This is a genomic window from Colwellia echini (assembly GCF_002843355.2).
Taxonomy (GTDB): Bacteria; Pseudomonadota; Gammaproteobacteria; order Enterobacterales; family Alteromonadaceae; genus Colwellia; species Colwellia echini.
Genome location: NZ_PJAI02000031.1, coordinates 1 through 26468, shown reverse-complemented (window position 1 = coordinate 26468; position 26468 = coordinate 1). Strand labels below are relative to the sequence as shown.

Sequence of the window (26468 nt, the reverse complement as noted above, 5' to 3'; positions counted from 1 at the left end):
TTTTAAACCTTTTAATTCTCGCTGAGTGGGAAAGAACTTAATCAATTTGGTATAACGCATGGTTTTAGTGCAATAGCTGTTAAGGGCTTTGTTTGTATGGGTTTTACACAAGGTATTTCGGTTTAAGTAAAAAGTTATCTTAAATTTATATATCCCCAAAACCTGTGGATAAAATTGTGTGCAATCATGTTATAACAATTCTTGTTGTTGATATTTAAGGGAAAATTAAAGAGTACGTTTTTTGACTAGCACTATGGTGAAATGTATAAAATAAGATAATCGTTGTAAATGTAGTACTCGATCAATTTATCTACAATAAAGATACTTTAAGGCGGTTAAATAGCCGTTATTTGGTTTTAAATGCTATTTTAGGGGGATAGTCGTATTTTAATTATGCTATTAAAATTATAAAACTCGTTATGACATACTTTATATTTTGTCATAACGAGTTTTATACACAGCAATGTTAACGTGGCATAGTTTAACGCGACATAGTTTAACGTGACATAGTTTAACGTGACATAGTTTAACGTGACATAGTTTAACGTGACATAGTTGCCTGAATTGCAGTGAGTGCGATAGTGTAAACAATATCATCAACTAACGCACCGCGTGACAAATCGTTCACAGGTTTGTTCATACCTTGTAACATAGGGCCAATACTAACTAAATCAGCAGAGCGTTGAACTGCTTTATAGGTTGTATTACCTGTGTTTAAATCAGGAAAAACAAATACCGTTGCACGACCGGCAACAGGGCTATTTGGTGCTTTTTTCTTAGCAACATTTTCCATAATCGCGGCGTCATATTGCAATGGCCCATCAATAATCAAATCTGGACGTTTAGCTTTTGCAAGCCTTGTTGCTTCCGCTACTTTCTCTACATTAGCACCTAAACCCGAGCTACCTGTACTGTAGCTTATCATTGCTACTCTTGGCTCTATATCAAAGGCTTTCGCAGAATCAGCTGATTGAATAGCAATATCTGCTAATTGTTCAGCGTTAGGCTCTGGATTTATAGCACAATCGCCGTAAACAAGTACTTGATCCGGCAATAACATAAAGAATATTGATGAAACTAAAGAGCTATCAGGTGCGGTTTTTATTAACTGTAACGCAGGTCTAATAGTGTTGGCTGTTGTATTTACTGCTCCTGAAACTAGGCCGTCAACTTCATCCATTTGCAGCATCATGGTACCTAATACCACATTATCTTTTAACTGCTCTTGTGCGACAACATCGGTTAAACCTTTATTTTTGCGTAGCTCAACCATAGGAGCAACATAATTATCACGAATATCTTCAGGATCGGCGATTAATAAACTGTCAGGTAAATGTATACCTTGATGCTCAGCAATCTGTAGTATTTCTTCTTTGTTACCAATTAATAAACAGCGAGCAATTTTACGTTCACAACAAATAGCAGCAGCTTTAATTGTGCGTATATCAGTACCCTCTGGTAAGACAATCAACTTATTCGCTTTACGTGATAACTCGGTTAATTTATGTCTAAACGCTGGCGGTGATAATAGGTTATAACTATTATTTTTAGCGGTTAGTTTTTCAAGCCATGCACTATTTAAATTATCAGCCACGTGCTGTTTAACTTTTTCTTGGCGCTGTATATCATCTTGTGGTATTTCAGGGTTAAAGCTCATGATATGGCGTGATGTTTGCCATGTATCCCATGGAACCGACAATACCGGTAAACCCGCATCAAGCGCTTGTTTACAAAGCTCCCATACCTGCTCAGATGGTTCAAAGCCATTAGTGAGAATTAACCCACCTAATTTAGTACCGTTTAACGCAGATAAACAAGTAGCGATTATGATATCAGTACGATCACCAGGGGTTACAATAAGTCTTCCAGGCACTAAATAACTTACCAGGTTACTGACGGTACGGGCACAAAAAGCAACACTACGAAAACGACGATGTGCCATCTCGCCTTCATTAAGTACTTTAGCGTCAAGATAATTGCTGATATCACAAACACGTGGAGCGATCAGATCAATTTCCCACATTACCGTACCGAGTAAGTCAAATTTACGACCTTTGAAAATGTCTAAACTTAACCAATCGTTAAGATTAAAATCACTTTGAATTTCTTCTTCCTTTGGTAAAATTCCGTATTCGTCTTGATCAGGGCAGTTTAGTTTATTAATAACACAGCCAATTAGGTGCTTGTTATTGATGCCGCCGTATGTTTCAGCACTTACTTCAATTCTGTCTTCAAACTCTTCCGCTGTATCATTACCAGGGCTGGCTACTAAAACGATATCTGCGCTAAGCGCTTGAGCAACATCACGGTTAATACGACCCGCATAAGGTTGTCTTGGCGTTGGTACTAATCCTTCTATAACAACCACATCGAGATTTTTTTTGAAATCATTAAAGTTAGCCACGATTTCTTCTAACACTGCACTATGTTGGCCGTCACCCATTTTCTCTTCAACATAACTAAGTGACACACTCGTACTGTTTTGCGATAAGCTAATGGCGTCGATTGTTTTATTTTTTTTAGCCATACTATTTCGAGAAGGTTGGCTAATTGGTTTGAAATGTCCGACACGAATGCCTTTTTGCTGACAAGCGTGTAATAAACCTAATGATACACTGGTTAATCCGGCGCCTGCGCCAACGGGGATTAACATAATTTTATGTTGCATAAATTTAACCCTAGATATTTATCTTATGTTATATATGTATTTAACTGGCTAAGTAATTAATTCGCGTTGTTAGTCAGTAATTGAGACGTTTGTTCGGCAATAACCCATTCTTCGTTAGTGGTAATAACCAAACAAGGTCTTGAGCTTGAGGTTGCAATATTTCCAGATGCACCAAAGCGTGTTGCTTCATTTTTTTCTTCATCAAGCACAAAATTTAATAAAGATAGTTGTTTTATAACTTCAGAGCGAACCCAACTTGAATTTTCTCCGATACCGCCGGTAAGTATTAAACCATCTAATTCAGTTAAACTTGCGCTGTATGAAGCAATAGATTTAGCTATGCGGTAACAAAAAACAGTTAACGCTAATTTCGCTTGTTCGTTGTTATCGTCTATCATTGCTGCTTGTAATACTCGACAATCATTACTTAAACCAGAAATGCCGAGTAAACCACTTTCTTTATTGACTAATTTATCAACATCTTCAATTGAGTAGCCTAAACTATTGACGAGGTGAAAAATAATGCCGCTATCAAGATCGCCGCAACGGGTACCCATCATCAAACCTTCACCAGGTGTCATACCCATGCTCGTGTCGACACTCTTACCATTTTTGATTACGGTAATACTACAACCATTACCTAGATGAGCACTGATTAAGTTGCATTGTTCAATCGGTTTATTTAATTGTTTTGCTGCTTGTTTAGCAACAAAGTAGTGACTTGTTCCATGAAAACCATAACGTCTGATTGCATGTTCTTGATATAACGAATAAGCAATACCATAAATGTAGGCTTTTTCTGGCATAGTTTGATGATATGCCGTATCAAAAACTGCAACTTGTAATAAGTGTTGAAAGGCTGCTTGGCAGGCTTTTATACCAATAAGGTTGGCGGGGTTATGTAAAGGCGCAAGAGCTGATAATTGTTTAATTTCTTGCTCAACTTCAGGTGTTATTAGCGTTGGTTTTGAGTATTGTTCACCACCGTGTACAACCCGATGGCCAACGGCGCCAATATTATCAACTAAGTTAAGGCTTTGTAGTTGCTCTACTAATACAGCTAATGCTGTTTGGTGATTAAACGGACTAGTTAATTGATAAGATTTTTTTTCATCTTTATGTTCTATTTTTATAACGGCTTCATCTGTTAATAAACGCTCTGCTAGACCAGATAACAGAGTTTCGCCATTGTCAGGTTTTATTAAAGAAAATTTAACAGAAGAGCTACCACAATTTATTACTAATATTGAATCTGAAGGGCTAAGTTTTTTAAACTGAGAATTTAGTTGAGTCATATAGGTTATCTTCTTAAGTGAAAATTAAACGTTAAAAAATAATATTATGTATTTAGATACTGTTGATCTTTCGTGATTAAATCCGTTTTTAAACTGAATATAATTTAATCCTGAAAGATGAACAATCCTAATATAAGGTTATTATAGCGAAGCCTTATTTTATGTATATTGATGTAAGCCAATTAAAGGCTTTTATTATTGATTTTTTTGATACTTTTTTCTTTGCTGCTAAATTTGGTACTAAACATTGCTAATTTTATTATTTGTAAGCAAGGTATTAATTTGTAACTTCTGCTTATAAAAAGTAGCTGCTATACTTAGATTATGAATATTTCAGTAATACAACTCATTAAGTTGGGGCAAAAATACTTATCACTTTGGCCAGATAAACCTGAGCTAAGCCGATATTTTCATGACTACCATAGTGTGAAAAGCGCACGTTTTGTGTGTCGCTATTTTCCTGGCTTAGCGTTATTTACTGTTATTATGCAGCTGTATCTTGCGTCTGGATATCCGTTAAACCAAGGCTCAATAGATATGGCTATAAAAGCACTACCTCAAGCCTTGTTGTATGGTATTTTTTTGTTGAGCATTCCTGTGCAAGCATTAGTTTTTTCAGGTGTGAAAGCCGATAAGTTATTACCACCATCTTTAGCCTCTTGGTATCATAGTGGTTTAGAAAAGATAAAACAGCAAGTTGCTGAACAAGCGAATGCGAAAGCTTCTGGATATATGAGCGAACATATAAATAAAGTGACACCAGAGCAAAGAAATCACCAACATGCGATTGCCAGTTTAGCGACATTTAAGCCGCGCTATATCGATCTTGCACAACTATTACAGTTAACTTTTGGTGTTAAAGGTTAAACGCTAAAGTTTAAACCCTAACAGCAAAACCTTAAATGGCAAAAATTAAAGCTTAGCGTACAAGGTTAAGCGGTTTTATTATTATTTTTGATATAAACGTAAAATAAAGTCAGCTTGGCAACTAAAGGTTGTTAATTGATTTAACTCTGCCATTAACTCTTCACTCGCTTTAAAAGCAAACGGTGTCATTGCGAGTAGATTTAAAACATCTTCACTGGTGGTAAAATCCATAACGTAATTTAAACGTTGTTCTTCAACTAAAGTTAATTGCTTTATAGGTGACTTAGTTGTGTCGTGTTTATTCGCTTGTCGATAAATCAAGGATTTTAATTCAAACAAATGATTATCAGCGGGGGTAACGGTTAGTAAATAGCCTTTATCGGCTAGAATTCGACTAAATTCGGTTTCTAAAATAGGTGCGTAAACACTATAAAGCCAAGCAAACTGATTATCACTAAAAGGTAAGTCTGATAAGGTGGCAACACTGAAAAAGCAATCTTGATAGCGTTTAGCGGCGATCTTAATGGTTTCTTTTGCAATATCAACACCGTATACATTGTTATGCTCAGTTTTATGTTGATGGGTATAAAACCCTTCACCGCAACCGGCATCAAAAATAGTCGCGTCTTTAGTGCTATATTTTTTATGTAAAGCCAGCATGCTATCAACCAAAGGTTGGTAATAACCTTTGTCTAAAAAAGCACGCCTTGCTTGTACCATTGCTTTGTTATCACCGGGTTCTTTTGAATGCTTAAATTGAACAGGCAATAAATTAACATAACCTTGCTTTGCTTGATCGAAGCTATGATTTTTATCACAGCGGTAGGTTTTATTGGTTAGCACTAAAACTTGCTGACAAAGTGGACAACGATATTGCGCTAACGTTTTATCACAAGCATTAGCGCTGTTATCATTTGCTAGCGCAGTTGATATATTTTCAGACATAGAAATCACTTTTTACTTAAATGTTGACCAAATAGGTGCATGATCTGATGGTTTTTCTATACCGCGCATTTCATAATCTATATCTGCTTCAATACATTGTGCGGCCATCTTAGGCGTTGCTAATATTACATCAATTCTAAGACCACGATTATCATCAAAACCACGTGAACGATAATCAAACCATGAGTATCTTTCTATTCTATCTGGATGCAATTGACGGAAAGTATCAACAAAACCCCAGTTCATTAATGTAGTTAACCATTGACGTTCTTCTTCTTGGAAAGAACACTTTCCGCTTTTTAACCAACGTTTACGATTTACTTCGCCAATACCAATATCAAGGTCAAGTGGAGAAATATTAATGTCACCCATAACAACCACGTTTTCACCGTTAGTATGGCTGTCATTAAGATAGGTCATTAAGTCTTTGTAGAATTTACGCTTATAAGGATATTTTGTTTCATGGCTGATATTTTCACCTTGCGGGAAATAACCATTTAATACAGTAACTTTTTCACCTTGCTCATTGGTTGTGGTAACCATGATCATACGGCGTTGCGATTCATCGTCATCTGTTGGGAAGCCACGCTGTACAACATCAGCCGCTTTTTTACATAACATAGCAACGCCATAGTGGGCTTTTTGTCCGTGAAAATAAACATGATACCCCATAGCTTCAACCGCTTCGGTAGGAAACATTTCATCATGAACTTTAATTTCTTGTAAGCCAATAATATCAGGTTGATGTTTGTCGATAATGGCTTGTAATTGATGAAGACGAGCGCGTAGGCCGTTTATATTAAAAGAGATAATTTTCATAGGGTTCCTAATGACTTTTAACAGTAAAGGTAAAACGAGTAATATAAATTAAGACAATGATCTTGCGGGTTTATTTAGCGTCTCGCAAGGTTTATTTCTGTTAACCTGTTATAAAATGTAATTTAACTGTAACAACAGGTAGAAGCTATTGTTTAAGCACAATAACTTGTTTAAGCTAGACCTAAATGAGCGAAACAACTAAGTTAGCATTCAGCAAGGAAATGAAGATGTCAAATAATAACTCAAACGTAAAAAAAATATTATTGGTTGAAGATGATCGCCAATTATCTGATTTAGTAACAGATTTTTTAACCAGTGAAGGTTTTCATGTTAAGCAAGAGTTTCGTGGTGACACGGTGGCTAAACGCGTAAAACTTTTCTCTCCTGATCTTATTATTTTAGATGTGATGTTGCCTGGTAAAGACGGTTTTGGGGTTTGTCGTGATTTACGTCCTGAATTTACGGGCCCAGTATTAATGTTAACTGCGAAAAGTACTGACTTTGATCAAGTGCTTGGTTTAGAAATTGGCGCAGACGATTACGTTATCAAACCTGTAGAGCCTCGCGTATTATTAGCACGAATAAACGCGCTATTACGACGTGGTGAATTACCAAACCAAAGTGAAGGTACCGGTGAAATAAACTATGGCGGTTTACATATTAACAAAGCATCACGCAAAGTGACTTTACAAGATGAAAATGTGGACTTAACAAGCCAAGAGTTTGATTTATTGTGGCTACTTGCCGGTAAAGCTGGTGAAGTACAAAACCGAGATTATATTTACAAAGCAGTTATTGGTCGTGAGTACGATGGCTTAGACCGCAGTGTTGATGTACGTATTTCTCGTTTACGCAAAAAATTACAGGACGATACTGAAACCCCGTTTAGAATTAAAACCATTTGGGGCCAAGGCTACTTATTTGTTCCAGATGCGTGGAGTTAGCACTACTTAAGTAGTTTGACTTTAAGGCTTTGTTCACTTTGATAAGTGGCAAAGCCTTTTTCTTAAGTTTATATCAATTCCAGTAAGTGTTTATTGTATTGTTTGGTTGAAGACAAGTCGATTTTATCAATGCTAACTCATACAAGTGAATACACTTAATTAATGTTATACGTATAACTCTAAATTTTATATTTCAGGAAAGTCCATGAAACTAGGCCGCACGTTTTTTAATCTGTATTTCTTTGTTATTGCAATGTTGATCATGTCATCTTGGGTGCTTGATGAAGTATGGACAAGCTATTTAGAAAAAGATATTGACTCTTATACTGGTTATAAAACCTTAATGATGGCAACAGGGGATTACCTACAAAAACATCCTGAATCTGAATGGCAGGAAAGAATTGAAGAAGCTTCGAGTCGTTGGAATTTACCTTTATCGTTAATAACAGAAACGGCAGCGTCGAGTGTTGATCACTCTGAACATAGTACTTTAGCTGATGATAACGCCCATATTTATTACGCCAATGACCAAGTAACTATCCATTATTCGATTAAAGACTCAAATAAAATTATTGCTTTAGGGCCTGTTAATATGCCGACCAGGCCTAGAATTAAAGCGGTATATCGCGCCTTGATTTTTAGTATTCTAGCCTTAGTCGTATTTATTTGGTTATGGCCAATGTCTCGGGATTTAGACAACCTTAAAAAAGCAACACAAGCCTTTGGTAAAGGACAGTTTGACAGTAAAGCCCAAGCGGCTAAATCGACTATGATAGCTCCTATGGTTACTTCTTTTAATATGATGGCGCATAGAATAAAACGTCTAATTGAAGCCCATAAAGAATTAAGTAATGCGGTATCTCATGAGCTAAGAACGCCCTTAGCAAGAACTAAATTTGCTTTACAAATGCTTGAATCAATTAAAGATGATGAAAAAAGGGCAAAGTATCAACTACAAATAAAAAATGATGTATGTGAATTAGAAGAGTTGATAAATGAAATGCTAATTTATGCGGCATTTGATAATGATAAACCTGAAATAAACATAACTAAAATAGATATTAATGCCTTAGTGGAAGCACAGGTATCGAGCCATAAGCCATTTATTAACTCAATTGAACTGGTTAATAACTTACCAAGTAATTATGTTAATTGTGACGGGCATTTTATAGACAGAGCGGTTAATAATTTTATTAGTAATGCGATTAAATATGGCAAAGATAAAGTGATAGTTACTTTGTCGGTAGAGAACAAACAATGTAAAATTTGTGTAGAAGATAACGGCGAAGGAGTGTCAGATGAATTTAAACAAGTTATCTTTGATGCATTTTCTCGTGGCGATCAATCACGAAATCGTGAAACAGGTGGATTTGGTTTAGGCTTAGCGATTGTAGCGAGAATTATGGAATGGCATCAAGGGCAAGCATCAATAGGGGATAGTGAGTTAGGCGGTGCATCGTTTATGTTAACTTGGCCGATTAAACAAAATTAGCACGAAATCAGCACAGTTTACTGGTTTTATTGTTATGACAAAGTATAAATGATCTCATTAAATGTGTGATTATTTATACTTGTTAACAGAAAATGTCTTAAATTTGGCGGATTACCTACGAATAAAATAAATCTCCTAATTAATGAAATATTGACTAAAGCTTTTTAGATACTAGCCGATAACTTATTTATCAAGGTGCCTTTCTTTAATAGGTATCACTTTAGGTTTCATATAAACCTATCAGACATAAATAAGTGAGTAGTACATTGCCTGTCGCGTTAGCTCAACAAACAATGCAAAGTAGTAAAGTAGCTGAAGTGAATACAGGCAGTTTAACGCCTGTAGCAGAAACTTCTGCTGCGAATACCTTATTGCATGAGCTACAACTTGGCGAGCAGCTAAATAATAGTGTTGTAGAAAAACGTCGAGCAGACTTCTCACTAATGTTAGCTATGTTAGCTGAAGATGTTCGCGAGCAAAGCCAATTTTTATTACCTAAAACGGCAGCAGCAAGTGAAATAAAACACACTGAAGCCTCGTTGAGAAAGCAATTTAATTTACCTGCAAAAGCGCCGTTAGCATTATCCTCTCTTGATGAAATAAAGCAGTTTAATCAAGCGCAATTAATTACAGAACATGACTTGGCGGCTATTCAGTTAACAAATATATTAAATCCTAAACCGTTAGCATTTCGTGATAACAAACAACATATTTCAACTGAAGTATTAACTAATACCAGTTTATTTACCCAACTTAAATATAAACAAGCGCAACAAATGATGCTTTGCGATGATCAAGTATCAGCACAGACAATATCATCAGAGATAAATAAACCACTTAATCAAGTTTTACCATTCAATGCCAATGCTTGGTTAGACTCAGTTCAACAATCTTTAGTCAAAGCACCTTTACTTAACTAAACATTAAGCCCTGTTCGGAGTTATTTTCCACAACAATGTTTAAATTTTTTGCCTTTTTTAGCTGACCAAGCGGTTGGATAATCATTACATGGGCATATTTCATTGCGGTTAATAGTACTAAGTTCATTATGCAGTTTAATTTTACCGTCTATGTATCTCCATTGACCTTGCTCGCGGGCAAAGTTAGATTTTTCGCGTAGTTCACATAATGTATTATCAACAATGTAATAGGCTGTAAACTCGACAGTATTTTCGGTTATATCATTCACTACATTATGAATCACTAAGGCAATCCATATGCATTCTTCAGCCCATGACTGAATATCAGTTAGTGAGTTATTGACTTGCTGTGCTGCAGCATAGGTATCATAAATATATTGTCCATTTTTAACCGCATAAGCACTAAAACGAGAGCGCATTAGTTGCTCGGCGGTAGTGACTTGTTTTGCAGGGGGATTTTTACAGATAAAAGGTTGGCAACAATTCGTAAATAGAGCAGATGAACCGCAAGGGCAAAGCATAAAGAGTCCAATAAAATTACAAAACGTAAAACGGATAACTATTTTACTATTATTTAGTCATAAAAAAAGCCCTGAATGTAGCTGTCAGAGCTTTTAACGCAAGTTTTTAGTATTAATAGGAGTAGTATTAGGTTTTTTCAGCTAATAGTTAAAATCCAGTTCAGCTGTTAGTTTAAATTGACCAAGTTACCGTATCATTTATATTTTGTTGCCACTGACTTAACGATTCATTTTTATCCGCAACAACAATAATATTATTTTTGTTAAATGCTAAAGCACCACCAAAAAACTGTTTATCATGAAAAGTGCTGTTAAAACTTAATTGGTTATTTTTAGGCACAACAAAAATAGTAACAGGGCTAGTTTTACCTTGAAAAACTAAATGTAGACTTTTCATGCCATCAAACCGACAGTAATCTACAAACAATAATTTACCAAGCGATCGGCTGAATGCTCCATCAAAACTCGTCATTTTATTATTTAACACTGATAAGTCTATTGCTTCACCATCATTGTTTTTTAATAATCCCTGTTCATGATTTACATGGGCGAGGGCATAGTCAGCTAATGAAGTATAAGAGCTTGAAAACTGCAAAGCATTAATGAGTAAACCACCAATTATAGCCACTGACGCGGCTATTGCTAAATGTAAACGTTTCTTACGTTTTTGTACTTGGTGACTTGCCAAGGTTTGACGCAATATCAATTTATTATATAAGTCGTCGGGCACAGGTACTTGTAACGCCTGTTTAATTTTATCGTCAAGTTGACATATATCTTTAGCAAACTTCTTCTTGCTCGGATCTTGTTGTTGCGCAGCTATTATATCCGCATCTTGATTGTTGGGATCGGAATAGATAGCACGTCTAAATTGCAAATCATCCATTGTAAACTCCTCGCTTAACCGGCTCTGTTTCCAAAGCTTCTTTTAACTGGTTTCTAGCTCTAAATAGTCTAGTCATCACTGTGTTTTTGTTGAGATCTAATAAACTTGCGATATCTTCACCGCTAAAGCCACCGAGTACTTGTAATACAAGCGGCTCGGCATATTCGGGGGGAAGTTGCGCTATTTTATCTCTCAGCCAATGGTTTTCTAATTCTTGCTCTGTGGTGACAGATTTTGTATCGGTTATGGTGGCTTCTTCATATTCACTCATATCAAAACGCTTACGTTCGAAACGTCGCGCATTTTCTCGGCGTAAAATAGTGATTAACCATGACTTAGCAGCTTTTTCATCTTTCAAGGAGTCAAGGGCTCGCCAAGCTCTAAGAAAGGTTTCTTGCACTAAGTCTTCAGCCACTTGTTTATCGTGGGTGAGCCAATAGGCATATCGGTATAAATCACCGTGTAAGGCTTTAACGAGCGCCTCATATCTAACTTGTTTTGTCATCATGTAGGTATAGACCTTAACAAGGCGTATTTAATTTCAAGCTTAGCGTATTTTTTGTCATCATTATTAATAATTATAATGAAATGGATATTACAGCACTTGAGTTGATGATTGAGTCTAGCTTTTATCTTAAGCTTTTATCTTAAGGCTTAGGAGTTAATTTAGGAGTTAACTGAGACTGATTTGAACTTAAACGATGAATTAAAGCAGGGGGCAATGAGGGTACGGTTAAACTATAGCTTTTAACTTAATGCTGGAAAGTTAAAAGCTATAGCTGGTTAAAGGTTAAAACTAAGGATTAAGCGACTGCAAAGGATCAACCTTTAAGCTTTTACTTTGCTGTTTGTTAACCGATTGAATAGCATTAAATAAAGCTAAACCTTGCCATTCGTTCGAGGTTTCACCTTCAGTTTTACCATAAAGGCGCTGCTGTAAATCATTTAATGCTAGCGTAAATTCTTCGGATTGAATTATGTTTTGTGCTTGCGCGATATTGCTAATTTCTATCCCCGCTTTTGCTTGAAGCAATTGTTTCAACCAAGGCAAGATAAGATTTAATGTTTGTTCAGCATCATTTTTTTTGCAGGCGGCTAATAGAGCAAGGTAATGTTCGCCATTATTGAGGTTACGTGCTGATTGACTGTTAATTGACGTATTAGTAAAAGCGTTTTTCTTTAAGTAAATTACATGCAGTATCCAAGCTAAGGTGGTGACTAGCCATAAAGTTAGGAATAACCATTGTAGTGTTTTGTCTTGCTCTACAACAACGCTAGTGATTGATGTGTCACCCGGTTGGTTAGCAAGTTGATTGTTTTCACTTTCAATATTATTGTCTAAATTAAGGCTTGCTAACGGGTTTGTTGATTGCTGGCTATTAGCTTGATTATTGGAAAATCCATCCGGTGATGCTTGTACCGTAATTGTTTTTGCCGGTAGGGTAGCTTTCTCTATTTTATTAGTAATGATGTTAAACCAAGTAACCTCCATGGCAGGTAAGGTAAAATCACCTGGTGCACTTGGCACTATGGCAAAATTTTGCACTTTTTGGCTAATCAGACGGTTCTCTCTAAGTGTGGAATGAGATTCGGATTGATCAGGATATATTTTTAATCCTTGAGTACTTTGCATAACAAGCTCAGGTAATTGCGCTTTAGAAAGCCCAGCAGCCGTTAAGGTAATAGTACGGGTAATAGGCTCACCTACGGTAAATTTATCATCATTACCTTGCCATTCTTGGTGAAGGGTCAGGATTTCTGTTGGTAACCATTGGGTGTTACTTGGATAATCGGTAGGAATAGGTAGCACATTTAAGTTTAATGCTTTACCAACAATACTAACTGGCTTACTTTGCCCAAAGCTTAAAAAACTTGAACGACGATTAGAAGCTTGACGAACTTCACCCGAAAATACTGGCGCAGCTAAAGTAAAATCACCACTTTGCTCAGGGGTAATCGCATAAGTTTGTTCAATAACGCGGTAACGTTTGCCATTGATAATGCTGTCAGATTGCTCATCTTTGGCTGCCTTCTCAATTGTTGCACCTGTTAGCTCAGGCTCTGTGAGACTAGCACTTTGTAATTCAACTGAAAAATGTAGCTTGATTGATAAGGTAAGTGCTTGCTGAACATAGACTTGCTCACTTGATAATTCGCTCGTAATAAATATATCAGCTTGGCTATTGGCACTACTGTTATTTTTAGCTTCAACTACGGTTACAGCAATTGGTTTACTTTTTTTATTATCAATGGTTAACGCTGGAATGGTTAATTCGCCAGCTTTTCGTGCAATTAAAATGACTTGCCACTTAGTCATTCGGCTAGTTTCAAAATTAACCATACTGGTTTGAGAACTAACAGAGGTTTGTCCAACAATAAAGTCTTTTAGTAACGGACTAGTATCTAGGGCGTTACGCGCAACATCGTCATCAGCCGTAACTGTTAAAAGAATTGACTCGTTTAACATAGCTGGGTTTTTATCAATAACCGCGGTCACCGTTGATAAAGCAAAAGCCTGCTGACTGAATAAAAAAGTTATCATAATCAATAAAGTTAACACTAAGCTTTGCCACATAAAGCGAAGCGTTACAGTTTCTTTAGTTGACGCTTTAGCTGATGAATCACCTAATGGCAGTTTACTTAATTTAGTCTTACCCACTGTAAAATTCGCAATTGAAGGCATTGAGTTATTACTTACCACTGTTTAGTTACTCCTGGAGGCGGATTATCATTTTTACGCTTTTGGTACTCTAAGCGCATTTTATTTCGTAATAATAAATAAGGGTCATCAGTGACTTTATTTAATAGTTGTTGATGTTTTTGATCAGTTTCTTGCGCTTGTTTATCGCTTATTTGTTGAGCGAGTGACTTTTCATCACCTTGTGGCTCTTCATCTGATTCTTTCGCTTGAGCCGCTTGCGCTTCTTTTTCTTTTTGCTCTTGCTCTTTTTGTTCTTGTGATTGCTGTGATTCTTGTTCACTCTGTTCGTCAGATTGCTCTTCGCTTTGGTTTTGTTCTGGTGATTGCTCGCCGTCTTGTTGATTACCCGCTTGAGATTGATCCTTACTTTCGCCGTCTTCACTTTGCTGACCATCTTGGCTATCTTGCTTTTGTTGCTCGCCCTGATCACCTTGCTGCTGATTATCGTCTGTCTGCTCTTGCGATTGATCACCTGAGTCTTGCTGTTGTTGCTCTTGCTGCTTTTTAAGCGCTTCAAGTTGCGCCAAGTTATCTTTGGCGTCGGTTAAGTCAGGATCTTTTTCTAAGGCTTGTTTATAAGCGTCGATAGCCTCATCAATTTTTTGCATTTGTGCCAATGTATTACCTTGGTTATATAAAGATTGTGCACTGTCACTTTGTTTAAAAGCTTGTAAGGCTTGTTCATAATCACCTGCTTTATAAAGAGCACTACCTTGCCATTGACTATTTTCAAACTCTTCTGCGGCTTGTTGGTAGTTTTGCTCTTGGAACAATTCTTGACCTTGTTGATCTGGCGTTTGCCATAAATTATTCCAAAATTGACGTACTTCACTGGTTTCATTACTTCCAGTACTGCTTTGCTCAGCGACTTCAGTAGCGTTTAGTGCAGCCGTATTCATTGAAGCGGCGTAACTGTTTGGACTAACACTACTTAAACTCAGCATCAAGGTTAACGGCATTAACCAAGTAATAGCTAATATACTTGAGCCACGACGGAAGTATGTTAATAACAACGGAATAATAAGAATTAACAACCAAGGTCCTTGCTCTTGATATTGGTCGCCTTGCATAAGCTCTTCACTGGCTTTATTACTGTTACCGCCATTATTAGCTGAATTGTTTTTATCGTTAAGATTTGCAGACAGGTGAGCGGTTAAGGCTTTAATATCTGCATCGCTATTGGTCATGGTGTGATAAACACCGCGGCTACGCTGTGCAATACCTTCTAATTTAGCTATCGGCAATTTAGGGATAATAATAGAGCCAGTGTTATCTTTAAGTAATTCGCCCGTTGATAATTTGATTGGAGCGCCAGCTTTACTGCCAACCCCTAAGATATTTACTTTATGGTTGTTATCATTCGCCCATGCGTAAATATCAGCTAACTCGCTATTATCAATATCATCGGTAAACCAGTAAATATCACCGCTAATATGACCGCCATTATTAAGCGTTTTACCAGCCAACGTTAATGCGGCTAGAGCATTAGCTCCTGGTACAGGCATAATATCGGGGGATAAAGAAGGTAATAATAATTCAATATTTTTAATATCTTGCGTAAGCGGGCTGATAACGAAAGCATCACCAGCGTACGAGATTAAACCGACTTCACCTTCATTTATTTTGTTAAGTAAATCAATAGCTTTATAACGAGATCTGGTTAATCGGTTAGGCTTAACATCGGTGGCGTACATAGAATAAGACATATCCATGATAAGCACTGCACCGCGTTCGAGTTGATAAACAGGTTGTGGCAATTTTTGCCAAGCAGGGCCTGCAAGCGCAACAATAACACAGCTACCAATAATAAAAGGCTTTAACCAATAGTTTACCTGTGTGCTTTGGCTTTGTTGTGTAGATTGATTGTCAGAATTCTCTAACAGTGCGCTAGCTAAATGAGCAGGTAAAAAGTGTTGCCATGGTGATTGGTAGTAACGTATTTTTTTCAGTAAAAATAACACTAAAAACAAACCAAAGAATGCTAATAACCACCAAGGTCTAACAAAATGAAAGTGAGTGGCGAACCCGTCGAAGCTTAAGCCGTCAACGTTTTTCATCGCGTTACTAAGGCTGCTGCTTAAATCGCTGCTCAGTTCGGCAAATGTTGATGTTTGCTCTGACATATTATTTACCTCCCAGTGCGTTAGCGCTATTTTTTGTTGATTGATTACTCGAGTGTCTACGGTTATTAGTCACAGGTAATATAAAATTAAAATGTAAAAGTAATAAATAACCAAAACAAAGTAATGCGGCTGCAGATAACGGCCAATAGAATAATGCTGAAAGAGGGCGCATTTGTTGTTGCTCTTGTTCAATTGGTTCAAGCTTATCTAACAAAGCATAAATTTCGCTCATCCCTTGGCTGTCTCTTGCACGAAAGTACATGCCGCCAGTTTGCTCAGCAATATTGGCTAAACTTTTTTCATCTAACTCACTTGACGGATTAATACGCTGCGAGCCCCACATAGACTGTTGGATCATTTCATCAGCGCCAATACCAACAGTGTAAATAGTAATGTCTTTAGCTACTGCTAACTCTAATGCTTGCTCAGGGGTAACTTTACCAGCAGTGTTTTGTCCGTCGGTTAATAACAAAAGAACTTTATTAGAGTCTTTTTTAGCATCAAAACGCTTTACAGCTAGTGCTATAGCATCACCAATGGCGGTTTTTCTGCCAACCAGACCTAACTCACTTTCGGTTAGCATTTGTTTAACTGTTTTTTTATCAAAGGTCATAGGTGTTTGCATATAAGCATCGTCGCCAAATAAGATAAGCCCGAGGCGATCACTCACACGACGCTCAATAAAATCACCTAATACTGATTTCAACATTTGTAAGCGGTTTACACTGCGACCATAAAGCTGCATATCTTCAATTTCCATACTGCCTGACAAATCAACAGCAATCATCATTTCACGGCCTTCACTTGGAATATCAACCGCTTCACCAAGCCATTGTGGTCTGGCAAGAGCGAGGATAAATAAGATCCAACAAGCACTGAGAATGAACATCGGTGTTTTACGCTTTTGTTGTTCACTTTTACCCTTGCTGTTGACGTTAATCAACTCAGGCATAATAAGTGCACTTTGCTGATTGGCATTCTTTTTAGCCGGTAAAATATAAATAATTAATGGGAGAGGCAATAAGGCGAATAACCACGGCCAAGCAAAACTGATCATGCGTTATGCTCCTGTTCTATTTTTTTCATTGTAACCTTATTCACTTCACGAGTTGCTGTATGCTTAGTTTTCTTAACGGGTAGGGCATAGTTTAACCATAGGGTAGCTGCTTGGTGACAATCGCTATCTACACTATTAACGGTTTCGGTAGCTGCTTCGGTCACTGTTTGAGTTGTTGATTGTTTAGTTGACTCATTAGTTGAGTCGTCAACCGACAGCACATTAGTCTCAGCTTGATATTGGCCTTGAAAGCCGGCGTTACTCAATTCGATAAACTTAGCTTGATGTTTTTCAGGTAATTGCTGTGCTAAAAACTGCTGTAAACTATCACCATATAATTTAGCCAATTGCTGACGACTAAAGTATTGCATCGCCGCCCACTTTACTAAGCAAATTGATTGCTTAGCGCTTAGCGCTGGGTTATTGGTTAATACCGCTAATGCTTGTTTTTGATGGGCGAGCAGCACTTTACGTTGTTTATATTTTTTAATAAGGCTAAAAAGCGCAATAACTATTAAGGTTAATAATATCCACCAACCAGGGGCAATAGGTAAGTCGCTCACTTGCTCGGGTAAATGAATATCGTGTAATTGAATTGATTGACCTGATGGTTGGCCTTGCATTTGTCCTGGCGACATACCTTGTGGTATGCCTTGTTGCATTAACTCTTGCATATTGTCAGGTTTAGCAATTTCAGGTGAATAAGTCGGGTTTTCTATAGCCATTATAATGATGCCTCACTATATTTTAGTTGCTGCTCTATACTGTCACCTGCACTAAAGTGAACCACGCGAGCACCTGAAGATTGTAATAATGATTTCATTTTATCTTCTAGCTCAATCGCTTTTTGTTGGTATTGCTCGGCAGTATTTACATCACCTAAAGTTAGCTGTTGACGACTTTGGCCATCTGTTAAGGTAACTGATAGTTTTAATGGGCTGTTTGGTAATGAATGCTCGAGAGGATCGCTTATCAAACAAACTACTAATTCACAATGTTGGCTGATATAGCTAAGGTGTCTAAGTGCATGACTACAATGTTGTTGGTCGTGAAAGGCATGGCCATCAGTGATGAAATACACCAAGGAACCAGGTTTAGCTATGTGGCGTAAGCGCGCACAGTTTTGCTCAAAATTACTGTGTTTAAGTCTTTGGGAGTTTACCGTTGAACCTTCTTCAGGGCGGGGGGCCGAGTTTTCTTGATTTACGGATTGGCTTTTATCAAGGTCATTGTTATTATTAAGGTCATTGTTATCAATAATCTTGTTATTTACAACAGTACTTTGTGCCTCAACGCGCTTTTTCATTTTCTTGTTATTCAAGGTGGTTAAAGCATGCAAGTAATGCAGCACACCCGCCTTACGACTGCGCGGTTTTAATTCTATGTGTTCTTCATCGCAAAATACCAAGCCGCCTAAACGATCGCCTCTACTTTTAGCATGCCATGCAACTAAGGCTGCTAAATGTGCGGCTTGTACTGATTTAAATAATAATTTACTACCAAAGTGCATATTTTGACTTAAATCGGTGGCAATTAATACTGGTCGCTCTATTTCTTCTCTAAACAGTTTAGTATGCGTTTTACCGGTTCTCGCGGTAACTCGCCAATCAATTGCGCGTACATCATCACCTGTTTGATAATGACGGACTTCATCAAACTCCATGCCTCGACCTTTACTACGAGACAAGTAATTTCCAGCTTGTTTACCTTGGATATTTTTTTTACCAACTAAGTCGATTAAGCGACTTTTACTTTGGTATTGTAAAAGCTCCTGCATAGAAAGATCTATACCATTACTATATAAACTAGCGAGCAAGGCAGGAGCCGAGTCTTCGTTCAACTTTTCAGAAGACGATTTTCTTTGACGATTAAACCACATGAAGTAACTCTACTTTTATTTCGATTTCATCAATAACATAATCAATAATATGATTGATAAATATTGTGTGTGAGTATGATCCGAGTAACGGCTACAGCTTAATTATTACTAGAGGATAATTATTATGATTAACCTTAGAATTAATAATTATTACGCGAAAGCTGTTGTTAACTTAAGCCAACAGATTAAGTTATTGATCACAAGCTCAGCAATATACCCTAAGCAACAGCCACAAGGGTTAAAATATGATCAAGTACCTGATTAGGCGTAATTCCTTCTGCTTCAGCTTGATAGCTAAGTAAAATTCTATGGCGTAAAACATTATGAAATACCGCTTGAATGTCTTCAGGGCTGACGAAGTCACGATTATGTAACCAAGCACGAGCTCTTGCACAACGATCTAAAGCAATAGTTGCACGAGGGCTTGCGCCTAATGAAAGCCAAGAATCTAACTGAGCATCATATTTTTTAGGCTGACGGGTGGCGATAATTAAATCAACAATGTAGTTTTCTAAGGCCGGAGCCATATGAATATTAAGCACTTGGTCACGCGCACCAAAAATTTCACTTTGGCTTAATGTGCGTAGTGTTTTTTCTTTTTTACTGGCTTTTTCTTCACCGTGGTTAGCATTTGAGGTTACCGCTTCGCCGCGAGTCAGTTTTAATATTTTTAATTCAGCTTCTGCATCGGGGTAATCAATTTCTAAATGCATTAAAAATCTATCTAATTGTGCTTCAGGTAATGGATAAGTACCTTCTTGCTCAATAGGGTTTTGCGTTGCCATAACTAAAAATAATTCAGGTAAGTCATAAGTTTTACGACCAACAGTAATTTGTCCTTCAGCCATTGCTTCTAATAAAGCAGACTGTACTTTAGCAGGCGCACGGTTAATTTCATCAGCTAATACCAAGTTTTGAAATAAAGGACCAGGTTGAAAAACAAAGGTGCCATCTTCTGGACGATATATATCAGTACCTGTTAAATCAGCAGGCAATAAATCTGGGGTAAATTGAATACGATGAAAATCAGCTTCTAAACCTTGTGCTAAGGCATTAACCGCACGTGTTTTGGCAAGACCTGGTGGTCCTTCAACAATTAAGTGACCGTCAGCGAGTAGCGCAATAAGCAAATTTTCAACTAATGCTTCTTGACCTATGATTTGTGAAGATAAATGTTCTTTTAAGGTAGAAAAATGTTCAATTGCCATACGGTTAAATTCTTATATTATTGGTTGTTGAAAGATAATACTAAGTGTTGATTTAAGAGCCCTTAATACTTATTTTAAAGACTGAGCTTAAGTGCAGTATCAGCTAAGAGTGTTATTTTTTTAAATCGTTCACTAAGCAAAAAATTAATATAAATTAAGCTATGATTTTATATAAGGTTATTGTTAAATAAAACAAGTGAGAAGTAACAAAATTTAACAATTTATGGCGTCGTTTTATCGATATTAGACAATACCATCAGTTAGTATCTTCAGTTAGTATCTTTAGATATGTTTTATAGGTTTGTTAAGAGCCATGATTGAATTAGATTAAGGTAATGATTGAAATTTTTTGTTAGTTGGTTAGAATCAAACCTATCAGTAGAGGTCTGACCTCTGTTTTATGGGTAACATTTAAATAGCATAACAACGAGTGTATGGAGTAATAAATGACAATAAAAAGACTAACCACTTCAACAGGTGAGCGCATTGCAGTTGTTGCTGGTTTACGAACGCCATTTGCTAAACAAGCAACGGCGTTTCATGGCGTACCTGCGGTTGACTTGGGCAAAATTGTTGTTAATGAATTACTACAAAAGCATGATATTGATCCCGCAATTATTGATCAATTAGTATTTGGTCAAGTGGTACAAATGCCAGAAGCACCAAATATTGCTCGTGAAATAGTTTTAGGCACGGGAATGAATGTTCATACTGATGCGTATAGTGTTTCTCGTGCTTGTGCGACTAGTTTTCAATCAACCGTGAATGTTGCCGAATCTATTATGGCCGGTCATGTAGATGTAGGTATTGCGGGCGGCGCTGATTCCTCGTCTGTAGCGCCAATTGGCGTTTCTAAAAACCTTGCTCGTGTTTTAGTAGATTTAACTAAAGCGCGTTCCTTAGGACAACGCTTGTCATTACTTAAGCGCCTTGGTTTACGTGATTTATTACCTGTTTCTCCTGCGGTAGCCGAATACTCAACGGGCATTTCTATGGGGCAAACAGCTGAGCAAATGGCTAAAACCTATCAAATATCTCGTCAAGACCAAGATGCTTTAGCGCATCGCTCACACAGTTTGGCGGCGCAATGTTGGCAAGACGGTAAGTTAGCAAGTGAAGTGATGACCGCCCATTCACAACCTTATAAAAATTTTATTGATAAAGATAACTGTATTCGTGAAAACTCAGATTTAGCTGGTTACGCCAAGTTAAAACCAGTATTTGATCGTAAACACGGCACAGTTACCGCAGCTACTAGTACGCCGTTAACCGATGGCGGAGCGGCAATTTTACTAATGCGTGAAGGAAGAGCAAAAGAGCTAGGCTACACACCATTAGGTTACATCCGTAGTTTTGGTTTTGCTGCCATTGATGTTTGGCAAGATATGTTAATGGGACCAAGTTACGCGACCCCAATTGCACTGCAACGCGCAGGCATGAGTTTAGCTGATTTAGATTTAATTGAAATGCATGAAGCTTTTGCCGCGCAAGCATTAGCGAATATGCAAATGTTTGCCAGCAATAAATTTGCCCGAGAGAAACTTGGCAGAGATAAAGCGATTGGTGATATTGATATGGATAAATTTAATGTTATGGGCGGATCGCTCGCTTATGGCCACCCTTTTGCTGCAACCGGCGCAAGATTAATTACGCAAACCTTAAATGAATTGAATCGTCGTGGTGGCGGTGTCGGTTTAGCAACAGCTTGTGCAGCAGGCGGTTTAGGTGCGGCTATGATTGTGGAGACAGATTAATGACTAAAGATACGAATGTTGATCGCAATGTTGATAACAATGTTGATAACGATGATGTTAACACTGATAAGAATGCAGTTAGCGCAGACGATAGTGTTGATTCAACCAGTAATACGAGTAGTAAAGCTGACATTGTAACTACAAAAACAGCCAAGGGCGGAACAAAGAAAAAAGTGAAAGCTAAAGAGAATGATACACCAGCTAACGTCACAGCTAAAAAAGCTAGCAAAAAACTCGAAACGCCCAGTGAACCAGAGGTTGAATTGTTAAAAACAACTGAACTAGAAACACAAACTGAGATAAGGAATAGTGCCTTTACACTTGTTCGCCAAGACAACGGCATAGCTCATTTGGTAATTGATGTTATTGGGGAGAATGTTAATACCCTTAAAAGTGAGTTTGCTGAGCAAATTACTGAGGTATTAGCTGAGATCAAGGCAGATAAAAAAATTACCGGTATTGTTGTTTGTAGTGGTAAACAAGGCTCTTTCATTGCTGGCGCTGATATTAACATGCTTGATGCTTGTCAAAGTCGTGAAGAAGTGGTTGGTTTGTCTCGCCAAGGACAACGAATTTTTACACTACTTGAACAGTTTCCAATTCCTGTTGTCGCTGCTATTGATGGTGCTTGCTTAGGCGGTGGCCTTGAGCTTGCTATGGCATGTCATGCAAGGGTATGTAGTGATAATTCTAAAACCGCGCTTGGTTTGCCAGAAGTACAACTAGGTTTATTACCAGGCAGTGGTGGCACGCAAAGATTACCTAAATTAGTGGGCCTACAAAAAGCCTTGGACATGATGTTAACAGGTAAACAGTTACGTGCTAAACAGGCGTTGAAATCAGGATTAGTCAATGATGTTGTGCCAAGTAGTGTATTACTTGACGTTGCTGAAAAATTAGCAATTTCTATGGTGCAACGCGGTAAAAAAACGCTTAAACGTAAGCAAGGAATAGTAGATAAATTACTAGAGAATAACGCCGTTGGCCGCAATATTGTTTATCAACAAGCACAAAAAACAGTGAATGCTAAAACTCAAGGCAACTATCCCGCGCCAGCTAAAATTATTGATTGTATTCGCACTGGTATTGAGTTTTCAGCAGAAAGTGGTTACCGATTAGAAGCGGAAAACTTTGCTGATTTGGTCATGAGCGCTGAATCTGCACAATTACGCCAGTTATTTTTTGCAACTACAGCAATGAAAAAAGAGCAGGGTGTTGCTAATGTATCGCCTAATAATATTAACAAAGCAGGTGTTTTAGGGGGCGGATTAATGGGCGGTGGTATAGCCTTTGTTACCGCAACTAAAGCCGACATTCCAGTAAGAGTTAAGGATATTAGCCATAAAGGAATTAGCCAAGCGTTAAAATATAGTTTCGACATATTGAATAAAAAAGTAAAACGTCGTTTTTTACTTTACAGTGAAATGCAAAAACAAATGGCGATGATCACCGGCTCTGTAGAGTTCACTGGTTTTAAATCTCTAGATATCGTTGTAGAAGCTGTATTTGAAGATTTAGCCTTAAAACAAAACATGGTATTAGATGTTGAAAAACACGGTAATGACAGAACTATTTTCGCGAGTAATACGTCAAGTTTACCGATTAATCAAATTGCGGCAAAGGCTGAACGTCCTGAAAATGTGATTGGTTTACATTACTTTTCACCCGTTGATAAAATGCCGTTGGTAGAAATAATTCCGCACGAAAAAACCTCAGATCAAACAATTTCAACCACGGTTGCCTTTGCTAAAAAACAAGGTAAAACCCCTATTGTGGTAAAAGATAAAGCCGGTTTTTATGTTAACCGTATTCTTGCTCCTTATATGAATGAAGCGGCAATTTTACTCCTTACGGGGGAGCCGGTTGATAAAATTGATAAAGCGCTTGTTAAGTTCGGTTTCCCTGTTGGCCCTATGCAATTGCTTGACGAAGTAGGTATTGATGTTGGTAGTAAAATAGGGCCAGTATTACAAGCTGAGTTAGGAGAACGTTTTGCTGCTCCTGCCGCCTTTGAGAAATTACTTGCTGACGGTCGTTTAGGCAAAAAAGCGAATAAAGGTTTTTATCAATATCAAAAGAAAGGCTTGCTTGATAGCGTAAAAGATCGATTAAAAGGCATTAAATCAGGTAAGAAACAAGTAGATGAAACTGTTTACAGTTTATTAAATATTAAACCATCTGGCAGTTTATCAGCGGCAGAAATTAGTAAGCGCTGTACATATATGATGTTAAATGAATCAGCACGTTGTGTTGATGAAGGCATAGTACGTAACGCCCGCGACGGTGATATTGGCGCAATTTTTGGAATCGGTTTTCCTCCATTTTTAGGCGGACCGTTACGTTATATTGACAGTATTGGGGCTAAATCTGTGGTTGCCCAGTTAACGCAGTGGGCAGAGCAACATGGTGAACGTTACACTCCTTGTGAAGCTTTAGTAAAAATGGCTGAAGATGAAACAGTTTATTATCCTAGTGAATTAAACTAGTTAGCTAAATCTAAAATATTTCTACTTTAAATGTATAACGTTATAAGGCTATTAGTTGTAAAGCTAATAGCCTTTTATGTTGCCTAATCATACAATTATTTCAGGTGTTGATTACCCAAAACATGGAGCCAATTCGTAGATTGATTCCATGACGACATCTTTTGTCTAGAGTTTTTGGAACAAATTAGATGGTCAAAGTGATTTGTTTGCCCCGATGTAAAAATGTAGAATCTCCATATAGTTTAAGTCGTAGGCGTATCATGTGCCATAACTGCCGCTATCAACGAACAGTCACTTCAGGCACTTTTTTTGAAAAAACTCGAACACCACTCAATAATTGGTTTGCAGTAGCTTAGTAGATCACTAACCAAAAAATGGCGTTAGTACACTTGGAATACAAAAATTATTAAGACTAGAAAACTTTGAAACAACCTGGACCATATTGCATAAATTTAGAAAGGCTATAGCCAATCCTTAACGAGAAAAACTAAAAGGTATAGTTAAGGTTGATGAAGCATATGTTGTAGGGCGTGATACCGGCAGTATTAGGGCTTAAAATCCAGATAGTAAGAAATTCATTGTTATTATTGCCGTTAAAAAACTTGAGCCTAAAGAGTTTGTCCGAGTAAGGCTTAGAAGAATAACTAATGCATCCAAAGCTTGTATTGAGCCAGGCTCAGTTATTCGAACGGATGGATCACAAACTTACAGCTTAATTTACAAATTAGATTATTTCCGAAATAAGTTAGTGCAACTGGGTAACTCGCACCAGCACATGTATCACTACCTGGTGTACATCGAGTTGCTTCATTGTTAAAGCGTTGGTTTCTTAGAACTCATCAAGACTCAGTAAAATCAGAGCAACTTGATGCCTACCTTGATGAATATGCATTTCGTTTTAACCGTCGAAAATCACGATCCACAGGTTTACTATCTTATGGTTGCTTGAATCAGCGGTGGAAACAAAAACGGTAATATATAAAGACATCACAAAAAGCTAAACACTACATCATGTATGTGGTGGAGCTTTGAGGATACTCATTATATCCATACAATTTTGTAGGTTTTCTCGTTTTCTGCCAATAAAAAGGAATTTTTCTCGCTTTCACGCAATTGAAATGTTGATACAGAAAGCTAAGGTATTGTGATAAAAGCCTAAATACAGTATCTTTCTATGATTAAATTTTGAAAGGGAGATTTTTTCGCTGTTTAAAGCGAGATTTTTTCTTCCTAATAAGCTGTTATGTGTTTTTCGAGCTGGTGAGTCTCAACATCCAGATCACGTACCAAATATAAATGGAAAGTATGTATAAATGGAACCAGTTGAATTCATAGTTAATAACTTCTATAAAATAAGTGGTGCTATTCTCACCCTTTGTGTTCCAGCATTTTTCGCATATCGGCATACAGTAAAAGTCAGACTCGCAGATAAAAAACAAGAATTCAGTGATTCTGTTTTTGCTGCTCTCGGTGATCTCTGTAACAAATCCCACTACTGGGATAAAAATAGTTTTAACATCCTCCGAAATTCCATTAGTGATATCGAGATTTACGCAACAAAGCTCACTGCTAATCTTGGTGTTTTCGATAGTTATACTCTCCATAAAGCTGTAAATAATTATCGCAAACACACATATTACACTTGGGAAGATCAAGCTGGTTGGACTTTTTTTCAAAAAAACAAATGGCTTCATAAGTCACCTAAAAGCAAAATAAATAAATCGATTAGTCAGTTGTTAAAGTGTGCAAAATAAAACACATAACAAGTCGTTAAAGCAGGACAAATAACAGTTGGCTTTTGCTCCTTCGTCGCTATTTTAGCCAACGTATTATTTGCCTCTTAACGAGGCGTTAGGTGTTTTGGGTTATTTGCTTATGGTTTATTTTTTGATTCACGTTTAGT

20 protein-coding genes and 1 pseudogene are annotated in these 26468 nt (G+C 37.3%); 8 read left to right on the top strand and 13 right to left on the bottom strand.

What is annotated here, in order from left to right; genetic code table 11:
- Positions 1 to 541: 541 nt before the first annotated feature.
- Entirely contained in the window at positions 542 to 2668 is a 2127-nt protein-coding gene (pta, locus tag CWS31_RS16435) for a phosphate acetyltransferase (RefSeq protein WP_101344275.1), read from the bottom strand.
- Positions 2669 to 2724: 56 nt separating this feature from the next.
- Entirely contained in the window at positions 2725 to 3963 is a 1239-nt protein-coding gene (locus tag CWS31_RS16430; RefSeq protein WP_101344274.1) for an acetate kinase, read from the bottom strand.
- A 324-nt stretch (positions 3964 to 4287) separates the two neighbouring features.
- On the opposite strand from CWS31_RS16430, the gene CWS31_RS16425 reads away from it, so the two are divergent.
- Positions 4288 to 4830, top strand: a complete 543-nt coding sequence (locus tag CWS31_RS16425; protein WP_101344273.1) for a DUF412 family protein — start codon at positions 4288 to 4290, stop codon at positions 4828 to 4830.
- 81 nt (positions 4831 to 4911) lie between these two features.
- Here the strand turns inward: CWS31_RS16425 and rlmA are convergent, their stop codons facing one another.
- A complete protein-coding gene (rlmA, locus tag CWS31_RS16420; RefSeq protein WP_101344272.1) occupies positions 4912 to 5775 on the bottom strand; it encodes a 23S rRNA (guanine(745)-N(1))-methyltransferase in 864 nt (287 codons plus the stop codon).
- 12 nt (positions 5776 to 5787) lie between these two features.
- On the bottom strand, positions 5788 to 6594 hold the full coding sequence (xthA, locus tag CWS31_RS16415; protein WP_101344271.1) for an exodeoxyribonuclease III: 807 nt from the start codon (positions 6592 to 6594) through the stop codon (positions 5788 to 5790).
- A gap of 227 nt (positions 6595 to 6821) precedes the next feature.
- Between xthA and CWS31_RS16410 the strand changes: the two genes are divergently transcribed.
- The 3 genes from CWS31_RS16410 (at position 6822) to CWS31_RS16400 (ending at position 9950) form a co-directional block, all read left to right on the top strand.
- A complete protein-coding gene (locus CWS31_RS16410) occupies positions 6822 to 7538 on the top strand; it encodes a winged helix-turn-helix domain-containing protein (RefSeq protein WP_101344270.1) in 717 nt (238 codons plus the stop codon).
- A gap of 205 nt (positions 7539 to 7743) precedes the next feature.
- The gene (locus tag CWS31_RS16405; RefSeq protein WP_101344269.1) at positions 7744 to 9030 is read left to right on the top strand and encodes an ATP-binding protein; all 1287 of its coding nucleotides are present in this window, start codon (positions 7744 to 7746) and stop codon (positions 9028 to 9030) included.
- Between the two features lie 254 nt (positions 9031 to 9284).
- A complete protein-coding gene (locus CWS31_RS16400) occupies positions 9285 to 9950 on the top strand; it encodes a VC2046/SO_2500 family protein (protein ID WP_246143593.1) in 666 nt (221 codons plus the stop codon).
- A 20-nt stretch (positions 9951 to 9970) separates the two neighbouring features.
- Here CWS31_RS16400 and CWS31_RS16395 read toward each other — a convergent pair whose 3' ends face one another.
- The 9 genes from CWS31_RS16395 to CWS31_RS16355 form a co-directional block, all read right to left on the bottom strand.
- Positions 9971 to 10471, bottom strand: a complete 501-nt coding sequence (locus CWS31_RS16395) for a YchJ family protein (protein ID WP_101344268.1) — start codon at positions 10469 to 10471, stop codon at positions 9971 to 9973.
- Between the two features lie 172 nt (positions 10472 to 10643).
- The gene (locus CWS31_RS16390) at positions 10644 to 11357 is read right to left on the bottom strand and encodes a DUF3379 family protein (protein WP_101344267.1); all 714 of its coding nucleotides are present in this window, start codon (positions 11355 to 11357) and stop codon (positions 10644 to 10646) included.
- The gene (locus CWS31_RS16385; RefSeq protein WP_101344266.1) at positions 11350 to 11865 is read right to left on the bottom strand and encodes a sigma-70 family RNA polymerase sigma factor; all 516 of its coding nucleotides are present in this window, start codon (positions 11863 to 11865) and stop codon (positions 11350 to 11352) included. Before CWS31_RS16385 ends, CWS31_RS16390 begins: the two co-directional genes overlap by 8 nt.
- 288 nt (positions 11866 to 12153) lie before the next feature.
- Entirely contained in the window at positions 12154 to 14040 is a 1887-nt protein-coding gene (locus CWS31_RS16380) for a BatD family protein (RefSeq protein WP_246143592.1), read from the bottom strand.
- A gap of 11 nt (positions 14041 to 14051) precedes the next feature.
- Complete coding sequence (locus CWS31_RS16375) at positions 14052 to 16181, bottom strand: vWA domain-containing protein (protein WP_101344265.1); 2130 nt, start codon at positions 16179 to 16181, stop codon at positions 14052 to 14054.
- Position 16182: 1 nt separating this feature from the next.
- Positions 16183 to 17238, bottom strand: coding sequence for a vWA domain-containing protein (locus CWS31_RS16370; protein ID WP_101344264.1), 1056 nt, complete (start codon positions 17236 to 17238; stop codon positions 16183 to 16185).
- Positions 17235 to 17963, bottom strand: coding sequence for a DUF4381 domain-containing protein (locus tag CWS31_RS16365; RefSeq protein ID WP_246143589.1), 729 nt, complete (start codon positions 17961 to 17963; stop codon positions 17235 to 17237). Before CWS31_RS16365 ends, CWS31_RS16370 begins: the two co-directional genes overlap by 4 nt.
- Positions 17963 to 19117 carry a DUF58 domain-containing protein gene (locus CWS31_RS16360; protein WP_101344263.1) on the bottom strand — a complete coding sequence of 385 codons (1155 nt, stop codon included), beginning with the start codon at positions 19115 to 19117 and terminating at the stop codon, positions 17963 to 17965. Before CWS31_RS16360 ends, CWS31_RS16365 begins: the two co-directional genes overlap by 1 nt.
- 218 nt (positions 19118 to 19335) lie before the next feature.
- A complete protein-coding gene (locus tag CWS31_RS16355) occupies positions 19336 to 20325 on the bottom strand; it encodes an AAA family ATPase (protein ID WP_101344262.1) in 990 nt (329 codons plus the stop codon).
- A gap of 446 nt (positions 20326 to 20771) precedes the next feature.
- Here CWS31_RS16355 and fadI point away from each other — a divergent pair, with 446 nt between their 5' ends.
- The 4 genes and pseudogenes from fadI (at position 20772) to CWS31_RS16335 (ending at position 26319) form a co-directional block, all read left to right on the top strand.
- Positions 20772 to 22079 (top strand): acetyl-CoA C-acyltransferase FadI, encoded by a 1308-nt coding sequence (fadI, locus tag CWS31_RS16350; protein ID WP_101344261.1) that lies wholly within the window; start codon positions 20772 to 20774, stop codon positions 22077 to 22079.
- The gene (gene fadJ / locus CWS31_RS16345) at positions 22079 to 24565 is read left to right on the top strand and encodes a fatty acid oxidation complex subunit alpha FadJ (protein WP_246143587.1); all 2487 of its coding nucleotides are present in this window, start codon (positions 22079 to 22081) and stop codon (positions 24563 to 24565) included. Before fadI ends, fadJ begins: the two co-directional genes overlap by 1 nt.
- Positions 24566 to 24679: 114 nt before the next feature.
- A pseudogene (locus CWS31_RS16340) lies at positions 24680 to 25566 on the top strand (IS1595 family transposase); the annotation flags it as partial.
- Between the two features lie 312 nt (positions 25567 to 25878).
- Positions 25879 to 26319 (top strand): hypothetical protein, encoded by a 441-nt coding sequence (locus CWS31_RS16335; protein ID WP_101344260.1) that lies wholly within the window; start codon positions 25879 to 25881, stop codon positions 26317 to 26319.
- Positions 26320 to 26468 lie beyond the last annotated feature (149 nt).